The sequence below is a fragment of the Marinobacter sp. DUT-3 genome (genome assembly GCF_050379435.1).
Classification (GTDB): Bacteria; Pseudomonadota; Gammaproteobacteria; order Pseudomonadales; family Oleiphilaceae; genus Marinobacter.
Genome location: NZ_JBNRMG010000006.1, coordinates 89,176 through 103,779 on the forward strand (window position 1 = coordinate 89,176; position 14,604 = coordinate 103,779).

14 protein-coding genes are annotated in these 14,604 nt (G+C 55.2%); 7 read left to right on the forward strand and 7 right to left on the reverse strand.

Features of this window, described 5'->3' with window-relative positions; all coding sequences use genetic code 11:
* Positions 1-71: 71 nt before the first annotated feature.
* Both ACQUWM_RS12170 and ACQUWM_RS12175 read right to left on the reverse strand, forming a co-directional pair.
* The gene (locus ACQUWM_RS12170) at positions 72-1,841 is read right to left on the reverse strand and encodes a DEAD/DEAH box helicase family protein (RefSeq protein ID WP_428922325.1); all 1,770 of its coding nucleotides are present in this window, start codon (positions 1,839-1,841) and stop codon (positions 72-74) included.
* A gap of 18 nt (positions 1,842-1,859) precedes the next feature.
* The gene (locus ACQUWM_RS12175; RefSeq protein ID WP_407002426.1) at positions 1,860-2,339 is read right to left on the reverse strand and encodes an FKBP-type peptidyl-prolyl cis-trans isomerase; all 480 of its coding nucleotides are present in this window, start codon (positions 2,337-2,339) and stop codon (positions 1,860-1,862) included.
* A gap of 168 nt (positions 2,340-2,507) precedes the next feature.
* On the opposite strand from ACQUWM_RS12175, the gene ACQUWM_RS12180 reads away from it, so the two are divergent.
* Positions 2,508-3,746 carry a Glu/Leu/Phe/Val family dehydrogenase gene (locus ACQUWM_RS12180; RefSeq protein ID WP_428922326.1) on the forward strand — a complete coding sequence of 413 codons (1,239 nt, stop codon included), beginning with the start codon at positions 2,508-2,510 and terminating at the stop codon, positions 3,744-3,746.
* 56 nt (positions 3,747-3,802) lie between these two features.
* On the opposite strand, the gene ACQUWM_RS12185 is transcribed toward ACQUWM_RS12180, so the two are convergent.
* Entirely contained in the window at positions 3,803-4,435 is a 633-nt protein-coding gene (locus ACQUWM_RS12185) for a DUF1294 domain-containing protein (RefSeq protein ID WP_428922327.1), read from the reverse strand.
* 760 nt (positions 4,436-5,195) lie between these two features.
* On the opposite strand from ACQUWM_RS12185, the gene rlmF reads away from it, so the two are divergent.
* The 3 genes from rlmF to choX all read left to right on the forward strand — a co-directional run bounded on the left by rlmF (position 5,196) and on the right by choX (position 7,984).
* Positions 5,196-6,155: a 23S rRNA (adenine(1618)-N(6))-methyltransferase RlmF gene (gene rlmF / locus ACQUWM_RS12190; protein WP_428922328.1), complete on the forward strand. Its 960-nt coding sequence runs from the start codon at positions 5,196-5,198 to the stop codon at positions 6,153-6,155.
* 296 nt (positions 6,156-6,451) lie between these two features.
* Positions 6,452-6,694, forward strand: coding sequence for a hypothetical protein (locus ACQUWM_RS12195; protein WP_428922329.1), 243 nt, complete (start codon positions 6,452-6,454; stop codon positions 6,692-6,694).
* A 342-nt stretch (positions 6,695-7,036) separates the two neighbouring features.
* Positions 7,037-7,984: a choline ABC transporter substrate-binding protein gene (gene choX, locus ACQUWM_RS12200; protein WP_428922330.1), complete on the forward strand. Its 948-nt coding sequence runs from the start codon at positions 7,037-7,039 to the stop codon at positions 7,982-7,984.
* Positions 7,985-8,084: 100 nt separating this feature from the next.
* Here the strand turns inward: choX and ACQUWM_RS12205 are convergent, their stop codons facing one another.
* Both ACQUWM_RS12205 and ACQUWM_RS12210 read right to left on the reverse strand, forming a co-directional pair.
* On the reverse strand, positions 8,085-9,005 hold the full coding sequence (locus ACQUWM_RS12205; RefSeq protein WP_428922331.1) for a M14 family metallopeptidase: 921 nt from the start codon (positions 9,003-9,005) through the stop codon (positions 8,085-8,087).
* Positions 9,002-9,298: a hypothetical protein gene (locus ACQUWM_RS12210; protein ID WP_407002435.1), complete on the reverse strand. Its 297-nt coding sequence runs from the start codon at positions 9,296-9,298 to the stop codon at positions 9,002-9,004. The genes ACQUWM_RS12205 and ACQUWM_RS12210 overlap by 4 nt, the downstream gene beginning before the upstream one ends.
* A 304-nt stretch (positions 9,299-9,602) precedes the next feature.
* Here ACQUWM_RS12210 and ACQUWM_RS12215 point away from each other — a divergent pair, with 304 nt between their 5' ends.
* Positions 9,603-10,316: a DUF2914 domain-containing protein gene (locus ACQUWM_RS12215; RefSeq protein ID WP_428922332.1), complete on the forward strand. Its 714-nt coding sequence runs from the start codon at positions 9,603-9,605 to the stop codon at positions 10,314-10,316.
* Between the two features lie 79 nt (positions 10,317-10,395).
* On the opposite strand, the gene rho is transcribed toward ACQUWM_RS12215, so the two are convergent.
* Positions 10,396-11,424: a transcription termination factor Rho gene (gene rho / locus ACQUWM_RS12220; RefSeq protein ID WP_428922333.1), complete on the reverse strand. Its 1,029-nt coding sequence runs from the start codon at positions 11,422-11,424 to the stop codon at positions 10,396-10,398.
* A 130-nt stretch (positions 11,425-11,554) separates the two neighbouring features.
* The gene (locus tag ACQUWM_RS12225; RefSeq protein WP_407002438.1) at positions 11,555-11,965 is read right to left on the reverse strand and encodes a glutaredoxin family protein; all 411 of its coding nucleotides are present in this window, start codon (positions 11,963-11,965) and stop codon (positions 11,555-11,557) included.
* A 108-nt stretch (positions 11,966-12,073) separates the two neighbouring features.
* On the opposite strand from ACQUWM_RS12225, the gene ACQUWM_RS12230 reads away from it, so the two are divergent.
* Positions 12,074-13,558, forward strand: a complete 1,485-nt coding sequence (locus ACQUWM_RS12230) for a hypothetical protein (RefSeq protein ID WP_428922334.1) — start codon at positions 12,074-12,076, stop codon at positions 13,556-13,558.
* Positions 13,555-14,595, forward strand: a complete 1,041-nt coding sequence (locus ACQUWM_RS12235; RefSeq protein ID WP_428922335.1) for a succinylglutamate desuccinylase — start codon at positions 13,555-13,557, stop codon at positions 14,593-14,595. The genes ACQUWM_RS12230 and ACQUWM_RS12235 overlap by 4 nt, the downstream gene beginning before the upstream one ends.
* Positions 14,596-14,604: the final 9 nt, after the last annotated feature.

A 14,604-nucleotide genomic window follows, 5' to 3' on the forward strand; every position in this document is an offset into this window, starting at 1 on the left:
CTGATCGCGTGTGGCTGTGCGTTTCCCGCCAGCCACACAGGCGGTCGAAGCGGCCTCCCCCTTCAAAGGTCTCACGCTTCATTCGCCTTACGATATCTACCCTGATAATCAAAAATCCGCTCCTGCACCTGCCAATAGTGCTTCTGCTTACGGGCAATCACAAAATCCGGTGCCGGCAACAGGGCCTGACTCTCAAGCACCTCACCAACTCTGCTGAACGCTTTCGGAGCCTCCCCATTCGCGAAACGACGCCCGAACAGCTTGTTAAAAACGGTTCGCTGAGCCGGCTTGCTGAAATCAAACGACTCGCTAAGTTCCTCCCCATCTTCACCGTGATAGGTGAGCCTCAGCTTGCTCTCACCGCCACTTAACGTGATCCCGGCACAACGGATCACCATGGCATCCTTGAGTTTCAGCGCATCTCTTAGCTGATCATCCGGGTCGATGATGGCTTTTTGGCACTCGTGGCAGTTGCGGGCGGCAATATCATTCTCGCTGCCGCAGTGCGGGCACTCCTTGAAACGAAAACGGTAATCGCACTGTTGCAGGCGCCTGTTCTGCACAGCAGGGTTATCCCCTTCAGCAGGCTCCAGCAGCCCCTGACAACGGCGGCCGTAGTGCTCGACAACACCGCCGTCATCGTCGGTTTTGCCCCAAAAGATATTGGCAAAACCACAGTCCGGACAGAATACCTGCACCGGCTCACTATCTGGGTTTGGTTTCGGCTCCCCTACTTCCGGGTGATGCAGGTTTACATGGTTGCCCGCGTAATCAATCACCAGGCAATCCTGTTTGCCTTCGTCCAGACGAAGCCCGCGGCCCACAATCTGCTGATACAGGCTGACCGACTGGGTAGGACGAAGAATGGCAATAAAGTCCACATGGGGCGCATCAAAGCCCGTGGTGAGCACGGAGACATTCACCAGATACTTTAACTGCCGCTGTTTGAAGCGCTGGATCAGCAACGCCCGTTCATTCAGATCGGTCGCGCCGGTTACCAGGGCGGTCTGGTGTTCCGGCAGATAGCCGGTGATCTCCCGCGCATGATCCACCGTGGCAGCAAAGATCATCACCCCCTGGCGCTCAGCGGCCAGCTCCATCACCTGCTCAATGATGGCACGGGTCACACGCTTATGTTTGCTCAGCAGCTCGTTGACGTCCTTCTCTGCGTATTCACCAAAGCGATCCTGAGGAAGCGCGGAGAAATCGTATTGCGCCACAGCCGCGTTCACCAACTCCGGCCTGGTGAGATACCCCCGATTGATCATGTAGCTCAACGGCAGTTCAAAGATGCAGTGCTGAAAGGGCTTATCCCGATCGCCTCGGACAAAGCCCCGGTAGTGATAGCGATAGATCCAGCCCATGGCCAAACGATAGGGAGTAGCGGTTAACCCAAGCACTTTGAGGGCGTTGTTCTGTTGCCGCAGCAGCTCAATGATCCTCTGATACTGACTGGTTTCCTCACCGCTGACCCGATGGCACTCATCGATGATGACCAACGAATATTCATCCCTGAACTGATCCAGGTTCGCCGATACCGACTGCACACTGGCAAAGGTCACCTGATGCCGGTTTTCCTTACGTTTCAGCCCGGCGGAGAAAACGCCGCCCATTAGCCCATAACTCTGGTATTTGGCGTGATTCTGCTCCACCAGCTCTTTGACGTGGGTCAGCACCAGAATCTTGCGGCGGGCAAGACGCGCCAACTCTGCAATAACCAGACTTTTACCGGCACCGGTTGGCAGCACGATGACGGCAGACTCATCGGACTGGCGGAAATGGTTCAGTGTGGCCTCGACCGCTTCCTGCTGGTAAGGCCGCAGCGTGAAAGGCGCATTCATGTTGCAGGGCTTAATCGATCAATGATGCCCACCCGGCCCATGCGCATGGCCGTGCGCTAACTCTTCCGCATCGGCAGCGCGTACTTCAAGGATTTCGATATCAAAGGTCAGGGTTTTACCGGCCATCGGATGGTTGGTGTCGACATCGGCAAACTTGTGCCCGACCTTGGCGACGACCACATGGCGTGGGCCCTGCTCGGTTTGCACCTGGGCAATCATGCCGGCCTTCCAGCGCTTGGCACCCATCAAATGCTTGATCGGCACGCGCTGCACGGCGTCGGCCTTGCGCGGGCCATAGGCTTTATCCGGAGTGACGGTGACGCTGAACGTATCGCCGGCCTCGCGACCTTCCAGGGCTTCTTCCAGCCCTTTGATAATGCCGCCGTGGCCGTGCAGGTAGGCGTTCGGCTCGCCACCACGGGAGTTTTCAACAACGTTGCCCTGTTCATCACTGACGCTGTAGTGAAACAAGACCACCTGATTCTTTTCGATTGGCATAGGGTTCTCTGCGACGGTTAAAGGGACGCCATTATAACCGGTGGCGGCTCTGACTACAGCGGAGGGAAACCAGCTGCCTGATAACCCACGGCCAAGGATTTGCAGCGGGAGGGATAATCTACCAAGCTTAAAGTAGTCAATCAGCGCAGCCACAGGGGAGGAACCACCATGGAAGACTTCCTTGAGCAAAGCACCCGCCTGATGCACCAGGCCGCAGAGATCGGCAAGATCAATCCCGATGTTGTGGAACTGCTGTCCGCCCCCGGTCGGGCCACCAGCTTTCGCATCCCACTAAAAATGGACGACGGCAGCAGTCGTGTATTCGACGCCTACCGGGTCTGTCATACAGACGCTCTCGGCCCTACCCGGGATGGCACCCGCATCTCCCCGGACCTCAACCTCGACGAGTGCAAGGCGCTAGCGCTGGTTATGTCGATCAAGCATGCCGCAGGGCGAATTCCCGCTGGTGGTGGTAAGGGTGGCATTGCCGCTGACCCCGGCAAGCTCAGCAAGCACGAACTCGAACGGCTGTGCAGAGCCTATATCCGCTATCTCAGGCCCTCCGGCCCGGACTGTGATGTCCCCGGCGCTGACGTAGGCACCGACATGCAAAGCATGGCCTGGATGCTCGATGAGTACGAGCAGATTACCGGCCGCCACTCACCAGTGGCGGTGAACGACAAGCCGCCGATTCTGGGTGGTGTTCTGGGCGGTTACGAGGCCACAGGTCTCGGGGTTTTCGAAGTCTTTCAGGCGGCAGCAGAGCAGATCGATTTCAAACTCGAGGGCGCGCGCGTGGCGATTCAAGGCTTCGGACAGGTGGGCTCAGTCGCTGCCCAGGCGTTTCACAACGCAGGCTGCAAGGTCATTGCCATCCGCGAAATCGACAGTGGCGTCTACGCTGAAGAAGGCCTGGACATTGACGAGCTTCTGAAACACCGCGAGAAGGAAGGCAGCCTGAAAAACTTCCCGAACACCCAGCCGATCACCAACGAAGAGCTGTTTTCCTGTGACTGTGATGTGCTGGTACCGGCAGCCCTGCAGGGAGTGATCACCAAAGAAGTCGCAGAAAACGTGAAGGCAAGAATCCTCGTTGAAGCCGCCAACGCCCCCACTACACTGGAAGCGGACGAACTGTTGCTGGATCGCGGTGTCACCATCGTACCGGACGTCCTGGCGAACGCTGGCAGCGTTCACCTTTGCCAGATGGAACGGACACAAGGCCTTGCCGACGACTATTGGGGGGCGGAAACCATCAGCGAGCAACGTCGACAGCGGCTGGTTCACAGTTACCAACAGGCCACCGAGTGCGCCGAACGTCACCAGCTCAAATCGGTTCGCCTGGGGGCCTGGATTAACGCACTCAAGCGAATTGAAGAAGCTGTCATCGCCAGGGGCTGGTGTTAACGGGAAACCGGGACAGATCTATCTACCACGGGCCTGTGAGCAGATTTTTTGCACAGCTAGATCCTGATAAGCATGACCGGTTTAATCTCCAGCGCCTGCCGGGCAAACTCCGCATCCGGCCACACCAACAACCAGCCGAGAACCGCAAGATTGAGAATCACATAGAACCAGAAGGCCACCTGAAACGAGGTCTTGCGGGTTTTGTGGCGAAAGAATTGCTGGCCCACCAGCGCCCCCGGCCAGCCACACAGAAGTTCGAACAGGTGCAACCGCCCCTCAGGTACCCGCCGGTTGCCGCGCTCGGCGGCCCCTTTGTCGACCGCGTACATCAAGAAAGTAATCAGGCTCATCCCCCCATAGGCGACCGGCAAAAGCAGCGGCACATACCCCTGAAGATACAACACAGAGACCGCACCTCCCACTGCGGCTGCAATCAACAGAGCGACCCAGACACCCGTCGCTACCGCTGCGCGGTGTCGTGCAACGCCAGCGTACTGGAAACTAGCTGCCCTTAACCGGCCCTTCTCGTCTTTTGTTTGCGCGTAAACCACCTTGCGGCTGGCTGAAGGCCTGCCCCGCCCCTGATAGGCGCTGATATGGGCAAATAGACGGTCACCCCCGTTTTCCGGGGTGATAAAGCCGAAGCCCTTGGCGTCGTTCCATGAGGTGAGTGAGCCTTTTTGATTCAATGTACTTCCCCTTGCAGAACCTTATACCGAGCACACGCCTTGTCCCTGTCTCTGAGAAAGCGCGGATCCTGATTGCCAATAGCGGCAGCGATCAGGGAATTACATTCCTGCCGTTCTAGAAACAACTCCGAGGGAGGTTGATGGACACGCTGAACATCGGTGCCTGAGAAAGGCTCGGGCTCCACTGTCTTCGAATCTATTTTGGTTCGCTTTCCGGTTGACGAGGAATGGGCCAGGCTCAAATCCATTTGTCAGACATCCTTGTTTTGCTTCCTTCAATCAATCAGAGGTGAAACATAAATCAGTCTTTGATTCGACGCCTTAGGATTTTTGTAACTCCTCGCCAGTGGAGCACTCGGCCATCGTGAGCGAGAGAAAATAGATCTGTTCCGGTTTTCTGAGCCATCACGACCTGCCAATCGAAAACCATAACAACAAGCCAGCAACCCCAAAAAGAAGCACTGCAAAATGGATAGCCAGGTTCTTCCGGGTAGTTGGAGCGGGCTTTCTGGCGAAACGGAAGTAATCCTCACCAAACAGCCCAACGCCGCAGTCCTCACAATAGTTTTTTGAGTAATGAACCCTGAGCGCCGATGGCTCAAACTTTTTCCGACAGCTATAACAACTTGGCTTAAACATCTCGGGCTCCGGGTAAAACAACAGCGCATCATGTTTTCATGCATCACATACATTAAGATTATAATCACGCACCAAGCCAGACCCACTCTACTTTCAAACTCCAAGCCTCGGGCCTATTTCTGTGAGCACCCTCCATCGACGTCAAAAAAGCCAAGCCAAGCCTGTTCGCAAAGGTCTACACCCGAGGAACCTACACAACCAGGGCTATGACTTCCCTGCTCTCGTAAAGAGCCACCCGGCACTCGCCCCTCATGTGAAACCGAACGCTCATGGCGACCTTTCCATCGATTTCGCAGACCCATTGGCGGTAAAAACGCTCAACGCCGCGTTATTAAAGCGATACTACAACATTGTCGATTGGGATATCCCGGAGGGCGCGCTTTGCCCTCCGATCCCCGGCAGAGCCGACTATATCCATTACATGGCAGACCTGCTTGGGCTTGGTGGAGCTGGGCTTGAGCAGCCCGGTATCAAGCTGCTCGATATAGGCACTGGAGCGAACGGAATCTACCCGCTACTGGCCTGCCAGATTTATGGCTGGCAGTGTGTCGGCAGCGACATTAACACCCAGTCGCTCGAGAACGTCGCCACGATTATCGCCAACAACCCCACACTCAAAGACCGCTTCACGCTGCGCACGCAGCACGATAAAAACCATATCTTTGAAGGAATCATTCAAGCCGGAGAGTTCTTTGACGTCAGCGTGTGCAACCCACCCTTCCATGCCTCACTCGATGAAGCACTTAAAGGTAACCAGCTTAAACGCAATAACCTTGCTCGTAGTCGCGGTAAACAGCGCGGTGAACAAAAAGCAGAAACCGACTCCCCCACTCTGAATTTTGGCGGGCTGGGCGCAGAGCTTTGGTGTAAGGGAGGTGAACAGCTGTTTCTGAAAAAGATGATCAGAGAAAGCCAGACCTATTCAACTCAATGCCGCTGGTTTACCAGCCTGGTTTCAAAAGCCGACAATGTTAAGCCTGCAAAGAAGTTAATTCGTAAGCTCGGTGCAGTTGATAGTCGGGAAATAGAGATGAAGCAGGGAAACAAGATTACGAGGGTATTGGCCTGGACATTCATCTGAGCCGCTCCTTGGTTAGAGGTAGAGATCAACCGTCGGAGGCAACTGGAACGCGGCACATTTAAGGCGCAACTTTTATTGCCGTGGGTGTGAATCGCCAGGGCTCCGGCCTTGGCGAGAGCGTTATAGGAAAACCGGGACAGATCTATTTTCCAAAAAAAACTATTTCAGTAGGTGGTTCAGGGTCGAAAATAAAAAAACCTTTCCGCTGGAGAAAGGCTTTTTGAAGCGCACGGATCAAATTGCAGGCTTGTCGCGTTTCAGCAGTTGCCCTTTTTCGCCTGGCCCGGTGGGCAGAAATGGCCACCAGACTTCCGGTAAGACCGGCGATCATCGTAGTCATGACGACGGCGATCATGGTCGCGATCGTAATCTCTATGATCTTTGGTGGTAATGGCTGTTCCGGTTGCCGCACCGACGGCACCACCGAGAATAGCACCATCTCTGCCACCTACCTCGTTGCCGATGGCAGCCCCAATTGCTCCACCAATACCGCCACCCAGCGCGGCGTCGGCTGTGTCATCCGCAACGGCACCCAATGAGGTGGCACTCAGAGATAAAAATACGAGCAGTGATTTCATTTTCATTGATGTAATTCCCATTGTTCAGGTGGTCTGACCTACCCACTATGACGGGAAGGAAACCATTATCTCCATCGTCCCATCAGGCACGTGTCAGTTTTTTGAACCATTCGAGAATATCAGAAATACACGTGAAGCCACCTGTTAAATTTTATTTACATTTCAACAGGTTAACAAAGTTTAAGAGATGCGAATTCCTTATGAATCGGACCTGAATAGGCATCCTAATATCAATTTGATTCAGTTTTAGGTACTATCCCGCGCTAATTTTTATTAATTGAACGTTCAATTAAAAGGTGCGACATGCGAACGATATTCCTCTTGGCGATTTTTGCGTCAGTTGTGGTTGGACATACGGCCCATGCAGCCGAGCAGTGTGACCAGGTACGATTCGGTATTGTGGATTGGACGGATGTTAAGGCGACCACCGCCGTGGCTTCTGAGCTGTTGCAGGCGCTTGGCTACGAAGTGGGTATTTCCAACCAATCCGTAGTGGATACGTACGACGCTATGGCGAATGGCGAAATCGACGTCTTTCTGGGCAACTGGATGCCGAGTATGGAACCCGTGGCAGATCCGCTGATAAATGACCAGAAGGTAGAGCGGCTACGCCCCAACCTCAAAGGCGCAAAATACACCCTGGCTGTACCGCAATATGTCTATGACGCCGGGATCAAAAGCTTTTCGGATATCGCCAAGTTCAAAGATAAGTTTGACAACAGCGTGTACGGTCTGGAGAAAGGCAATGATGGTAATCAGCTAGTTCTCGACATGATCGATACCAACGCCTTTGGTTTAGGCCAGTTCAATTTGGTTGAGACATCGGAACGCATCATGTTGGCTCAAGTAAATGGCAAAATTCGTGATCAAAAGTGGATCGTGTTCCTGGCTTGGGCACCTCACCCAATGAACGAGCGATTTGATATCGCGTATCTGGAGGGTGGCGATGATTACTTTGGTCCTAACAAGGGTGATGCAACGGTTTACACCAATACCCGCGCCGGGTTCTCCGAAGAATGTGCGAATGTGGCCCAACTTCTGGAAAACCTGGAATTCTCATTGGCGATGGAAGGTGAGGTTATGGACATGATTATGAACCAGTTTGTTCCTCAAGACCGGGCGGCTCGCCATTGGATGAATCAAAACCCGGATGCAGTGGAAGCGTGGCTGGAGGGCGTGACACATCGTGATGGCAGTCAGGCCGATGCCAAAGCCATAGCGCAATCCATGAAGCTGACTGTAAGCAACTAAATCATTCAGTAAGACTGCAAAAGCCCCAGCGTGATGGCCAGTTCGTAAGGTTTGTGGGACCCGAGACACTCCGAAAATAAATCTGTCCCGGTTTCCTCACTTATCCTGACAGCGCATAGTCGATCGCCGCACACACCGCGGCAACCTGCGCGGCGTTGCATTGCTCGGGGGTCACCCGGTCGCTGTCCGGGTAGACCTCGGTGGTGGTCCTGTAGCGGGCGTTAGTCATGCTGGTGCATAGGCCAAGCTGCGCCAGCGGATACTGAATAACGCCCCGACCGGCCGCCGGTGAGCCGAGGATCTCGCCGTTGTCATCCGCCGGCGCGATATGGGTGATCCTTTCCACTGCCTTGATCAACGCCTGCTGGAATTCCGGGTGCGGGCTCTCGGTGTCATCCACCAGGTAGAAGCCGTCCGGAATCTCACCCGGCTCAAAAGGTTTGCCATCACGGGCCGCAAGCGCCGGGCGGAACTCGGTTTCGTCGGTATCGGTGGTCTCGTGCAGGTCGATGTGCAGCAGTATTGGCTCTTCTGTCGAAGCGACCAGCTGCATGAGCGCCGCTGACTCCCCGGCCTGGCCGTCATCACGAAACGAGCGGTTTGGATCAATCGCGTTCGCGTTCCATCGATGGATGCGTTCGTAAGCCCAGGGGCTGACGCAAGGCGCGACCAGCAGGTTTACACGACCGGCATAATCCGCTGCGCACTGTTCAACGAACTGCAGCGCCCCATGGACACCACTGGTTTCATAGCCATGCACTCCGCCGGTAATCAGCACCACCGGCCGATCGGCACGCCAGTCGCGGCTGCGGATTGCCATCAGCGGATAAACGTCCGGGCCATATTCCAGACGGCCATACTCTTGCACGTTAAAGCGCGAACGCAGCCGCTCGACCACGCTCAACACGTCGGACTCGTAACTGCGTTGACGGGTCTGCCGTGACAGCCACTCAGCACGTTCCGCGTCGCCCCAGGGAGTGCCGGGCGTACCGATTGGATAGGCTGCTGAAGCGGAGTTCATATCGTGGAAATACCGTCGATCTCGGTCACCGTTTTCGCATCCGCCCGCTCAATAATTTTCACGAGGGTGGATTGAATCGCTTCATCGTCCCGGGCATCACCGCCACTTACAAACGTTTGCTTCTGGGGCTCGGCGCCCTCTTCCTCAGTAAATGACACAACGACCTCGGTGGCTGAATCCGGCGCTTTACCAACGTTCGCTTTACCAAAGTACTCCAGCGAAACCAACGGATAGCCATGAAAGCCCTTCTTAACCTGCTTTGCAATACGCTTTTTTGCTTTATCCAAATGCATAATAAGGCCTTTCGCTGCGCTTTATATCTGGGTGCCACATGAACATCCAGTTGATACCGTTCGCCAATTCTATGCCGTTCAATTCATCAAAAATAGATCTGTCCCGGTTTACCACGGTTTTGATGTCGAGAATGAATTAACGGCACCGTAACCTCGTACTTCCACCAGTTTGCTATAGTGAATTTTTAATAATTTTGTCTGCCGTAGTTGCAAGTTGCCCCTTTTTTTCGTCTAACACCTTCGCAGTGTGAAGCTGTTGTGCACATGCCAATCATCCTTTGCCCGTTTCAAGGAAGAACGACCAGTGAAAACAGCGATACCGAAAGAGCGACCTTTTTCAGCTCAGTCCTCCCGCCTACCCGAGCCCGCAGAACCCCAAGAGATTGTTGTGTATCACTGGGGGCGCATCTTTGCTGCTCTCTTCGTATTGTTTCTGGTGGTGGGGGGCATAATATGGGGAGCCTTTGAGATCTTTGGCACCGGGGAACAAAAGGAAGCGCTGGTAGAGCATCAGAGCGTTGAGGCGCCCTCTCTCCCGTCGGTATATATCGACCAGCCCGCGTCCGAGCCTGCATCTATCCAGTTACCGAACACCGCAGCACGAGAAAAACCGGAAGTTGCCGAGCCGCCTGCAGGAGAATCCGAACCGTCCCCGGAAGATGCTACGTCCATCAAGCTACTTTCTGATCACTTGATCCGGGCGCAATTGAGTACGGGCCTGGAGGAAAAAGAGCCAATCGACGAAATCCCGAACGTTTTAAGGATGGACAGTGACGGACTGATTCGAATTTACCTGTTTACCGAAATCCAGGGCATGGAAGGCCAGCTGCACTTCCACGACTGGTACCTGGAGGACGAACGGATTGCACGGGTAGAAATCAGGCCGTCGGTTGACCCCATGCGAGCATCCTCAGCCAAGTATATCGACCGGCACATGTTGGGAGACTGGCGAGTTGAGGTGGTGACAGAGAAAGGAGAGCTTTTGGCCGAGGGGGCGTTTTCCGTCCTCCCTCAATAAGCTTCGTGGGGCTCGTCCCTCAGCCCAAGCAAAAATAAGTCTGTCCCGGTTTCCCCGGGGCAGACCCCGTAACGCGGATTCAATCGATGGACGTCCCGGGGATGCTGTTCAGAAGCTCAGCATTTGTGGGGTACTTCTCAAGCAGCTCAACCAGCTTTCTTGTGCCCTCTAGCGGTTTGAGACCGCTAAGTGCCCGGCGCAACGCTCTAATTTTGTCTAAATATTTCGGATCTAACAGCAGCTCTTCACGACGGGTACTGCTTTTCGAAATGTCCAGCGCGGGGAAGATTCGCTGATTCGCAACGTCTCTTGATAAAACCAGCTCCATGTTCCCCGTGCCCTTAAATTCCTCAAATATAACCTGGTCCATACGGCTGCCGGTATCAACCAGAACGGTTGCTAAAATGGTAAGCGAGCCGCCATTTTCAAGGTTTCGTGCAGCGCCAAACAACCTCCGCGGGATCTCCATCGCTCGAGCATCAACCCCGCCAGACATAGTGCGACCGCTGCTCTTTCGCTCAGCATTATGCACACGCGAAAGCCTCGTGAGAGAATCAATCACAATCATCACGTTGTGACCCTCGCCTGCTTGTTGGCGGGCGATATCAAGAAGCTCATCGGCAACGCGAACGTGATGAGCATAGCTTTCATCCGAAGAAGAAGCGTGGACCTCAGCCGGGACGCTGCGCCTGAAATCAGTGACCTCTTCGGGTCGCTCATCGATCAATAGCGCGTAAAGTTTAATCTCGGGATACGCCTTTCCCACCGCCTGGCAAATATCTTTTAAAATCGTCGATTTTCCAGACCCCGGCGGTGCAACTATCAAACCCCGCTGCCCCATTCCAATCGGCGTGATCAAATCCATCGCACGCACTGTGAGCTTTTCTGAACCTGACTCCAAACGAATCCCCGGCGCTGGATTGATAGCCACACCGTTTAAAAAACGTTTTTGTGGGTCAGTCTCAACCTCAACCATAGCTTCGGCTTTCTCAGCCACTGGCTTGGCGTCTTTAATTGGTTTCCGGGTTAAACCTAATGTCTTTCTCGTCATGGGAGTTTGATAGCTCTTGTTTGATAGATATTTTTCGAAATGGGCTGAAAACGCCAAAAAACAGAAGCCCTACAGATTACTGAAGACCAATTTCGACAAAGCCAGCCCAAGACAAAAAAACAGTGTGCACAAAATAAGTCTGTCCCGGTTTTCTTACGCCCTCCTAACCAAGCTTTGCTTACTTCTACTAATATGCCCGGTCTCCAATCCCCGACTCGAATCGTTCCCGCAGCCATGCCCTGATGTCGTCAGACTCGTACAGCCACCGCTCACTGCCATCATCCTGACGCATCTTCAGGCAAGGCACCTTGATCTGACCACCACCGGCCTCCAGCGCGGCACGGTGCTGCGGGTCATGCTGGGCATCGCGGGTTTCAATGTTCAGACCCAGACGGGCGATCTCCTTGCGTACCTTGATGCAGAATGGGCAGGCCCTGAACTGGTATAGGGCGAGATCCTTGCTGGCCTCGTCGACGCGGGCCTGCTGTTCAGCGCTGCGGGTAACGCCCTTGGGCGTGCTGAGCTTTTCGCTGAGCAGCATGAACGGCGTCAGGACAAGGCGCAGGGCGCGGAAAAAATAACGAATAATGATTCTCATGGGTAACACTCAAACTCCGGATTGAAGGTAATCTACTGGGTGCCGGCACACGTGTACACCTCATTTCCGCTACTATCAAGATAAGTCGGTGTCAGAGGCACAGCCGCTATGGGACTGTCGATAAAGCAATCGGAGTTTACGACGGAAGAGTTTGACCGTTTTGCTGCCAAGGTGCGAACGGACCTTACCGCCCTCACCCGCCTGCTAAACCGGCCCGGCTTTGGTGAGGGAGAATCTTCCATTGGTGCCGAGGTCGAGTTCTACATCGTAAACCCGGACCTGCGTGTTCAGCCGATCAACACAGAAATAGCCGCCAGCGTTCAAGATCCACAACTGACGGTTGAGCTCAACCGCTTCAATCTTGAATACAACCTCAGCCCCCAGGCCTTCAAGGGAGCCCCCTTTGCCAGAACCGAGCAGGAACTGCTCGAGGCCGTGCAGCGAATCAACCAGCACGCCGCCCCATTGAATGGCGAACTGGTCCCCATCGGCATTCTACCCACGTTGCGCCAGTCCGATATGGGCGCGAAGGTGATGACAGACGAACCCCGCTACCATGCGCTATCCAACGCATTGATCCAGCAACGGGGCGAGCCATTCAGCATCCATATCGGTGGCAATGACGTCATCAACCTGGAAGCGGACGACGTCACCATGGAAGGGGCGAACACCGCGTTCCAACTGCACTGGCGCGTTCCTGCCCACCGCTTTGCAGACTATTTCAACGCAGTGCAGCTGGTGACGCCCATTGCGCTGGCTCTGGCCAGCAATTCGCCCAGCCTGTTCGGCCACCACCTCTGGGACGAAACCCGTATCGCCCTGTTCAAACAGTGCGTCGACAGCCGCTCGCCCAACCACAGAACCTGGAAACACCCGCCACGGGTCTATTACGGCAACGGCTGGGTACGCAGCGCCTGGGAGCTGTTTGCAGCTTCGGCCTCCTTGTATCCCCCCATCCTTCCAATGATGTCGGAAGAAGATCCGATGGCTGTTATTGATCGGGGAGACGTACCGGAACTGACCGAACTGCGACTGCACCATGGGACTACGTGGCCCTGGAACCGGGCCATTTTTGATCACAAAGAAGGCGGCCATCTGCGCATCGAGATTCGTTCCATGCCGGCCGGACCAACGGCCGTGGATATGTGCGCGAACGGACTGTTCGTGATCGGAGCGGCGTTGGCGGTTCTCGACGATATCCGTCACCTGACGTCGATACTTCCCTTTCATTACACCGAACACAATTTCTATCGTGCCGCCAAATACGGCATCGGTGCCGACATTATCTGGCCCCACAAAGACCAGGTACAGTTACAGGATACCCCGCTGTTGACTGTTGCCCGTGACCTGCTGCCGCGCGCCCGGGAAGCCTTGCAACGAACCGCAGTGGACGAGGCGGAGATCCACCGCCTGCTGGGCATCATCGAAGGCCGCATTCAAACCCGAATGACGGGCGCCCGATGGCAGCGCCAGATCACCGAGTCTTTTTTCAGGACCCAGACTCCCGACGAGGCGTTCACGAGTATGCTGTCGCTTTACATGGCCAATCAGAAGACCAACACACCGCTACACGAATGGACCTTGTCGCCATGAGCCGCTCGAACACCCTGGATTATCTCAACAACCCGTCACCCCAGACCCTGGGCCGCTCGCCTCTGGAGTGGCTGAACCGGCTGCAACGGCCCACGGTGGTTCGCGTTGCTGGCCGCGATCCCTCCAGGACCCGGGCCATGGCAACGCTGCTTCACGGCAACGAACCCTCAGGGCTGTTCGCGATTCACCGATGGCTACTGGAGCAGCACACCCCCGAGGTCAACCTGCTGTTCCTTCTGGGCGGCGTCCATCCCGCGAAAATCCCGCCGATATTGTCGCTGCGCCAACTGCCAGGCGGACGTGATCTGAACCGGTGCTTCAAAGAACCGTTTGAAGGAGAGGAAGGCGCAATTGCCGAGGCCATGCTGGCCGAGCTTCAGACAGCCAACCCCGAGTGCCTGCTGGACGTGCACAACACCTCAGGCACCGGCCCTGCCTTCGCTGTGACCATCACCAACGACGCCGCCCACCAAGCGCTGGCGTCGCTCTTTACTGACCGGCTGATCATGACGGATCTTCGCCTGGGTGCACTGATGGAATATTCCGAGCAGGAGGTTCCCACCGTGACCATCGAGTGTGGCGGGTCTCAGGATGATCACGCGCACCAACTGGCGTACGAAGGGCTTGTTCGGTATGCCTCACAGCCAGACGTGCTATCGCAGGAAAAAGCGGAATGGAACGTTGCTGTTCTGCGCAATCCGATTCGAGTGGAGTTGGCACCCGATGCGACTATCGAGTACCGATTAACGCCCAGTGGACAGGCAGACCTCACGTTTCCGCCCGACATCGAACACCGCAATTTCGGGATTGTGTCGCCGGATGAGCCTCTTGGATGGGTTGGGCAAAAAGGCCTGGACGTTCTCACGGCAATCAGCCACAACCGGGCCGAGAACATGGAACAGGTGCTTCGAATCAAGGATGGGCGAATCTACCCTGCCCAGGCCCTCAAGGCCTTCATGATCACCACCAACCCGGTGATTGCGAAGAGCGATTGCCTGTTCTATGCAGTCAAAGCAACGGGCGATCCCATTTTTTAAACCATAGCG

Bases quoted from the DNA above. Each gene is read 5' to 3' on its own strand.
- ACQUWM_RS12170 (WP_428922325.1), bottom strand. From the start codon at position 1,841: ATGAATGCGCCTTTCACGCTGCGGCCTTACCAGCAGGAAGCGGTCGAG.
- ACQUWM_RS12175 (WP_407002426.1), bottom strand. From the start codon at position 2,339: ATGCCAATCGAAAAGAATCAGGTGGTCTTGTTTCACTACAGCGTCAGT.
- ACQUWM_RS12180 (WP_428922326.1), top strand. From the start codon at position 2,508: ATGGAAGACTTCCTTGAGCAAAGCACCCGCCTGATGCACCAGGCCGCA.
- ACQUWM_RS12195 (WP_428922329.1), top strand. From the start codon at position 6,452: ATGGCCACCAGACTTCCGGTAAGACCGGCGATCATCGTAGTCATGACG.
- choX (WP_428922330.1), top strand. From the start codon at position 7,037: ATGCGAACGATATTCCTCTTGGCGATTTTTGCGTCAGTTGTGGTTGGA.
- ACQUWM_RS12205 (WP_428922331.1), bottom strand. From the start codon at position 9,005: ATGAACTCCGCTTCAGCAGCCTATCCAATCGGTACGCCCGGCACTCCC.
- ACQUWM_RS12210 (WP_407002435.1), bottom strand. From the start codon at position 9,298: ATGCATTTGGATAAAGCAAAAAAGCGTATTGCAAAGCAGGTTAAGAAG.
- ACQUWM_RS12225 (WP_407002438.1), bottom strand. From the start codon at position 11,965: ATGAGAATCATTATTCGTTATTTTTTCCGCGCCCTGCGCCTTGTCCTG.
- ACQUWM_RS12230 (WP_428922334.1), top strand. From the start codon at position 12,074: ATGGGACTGTCGATAAAGCAATCGGAGTTTACGACGGAAGAGTTTGAC.
- ACQUWM_RS12235 (WP_428922335.1), top strand. From the start codon at position 13,555: ATGAGCCGCTCGAACACCCTGGATTATCTCAACAACCCGTCACCCCAG.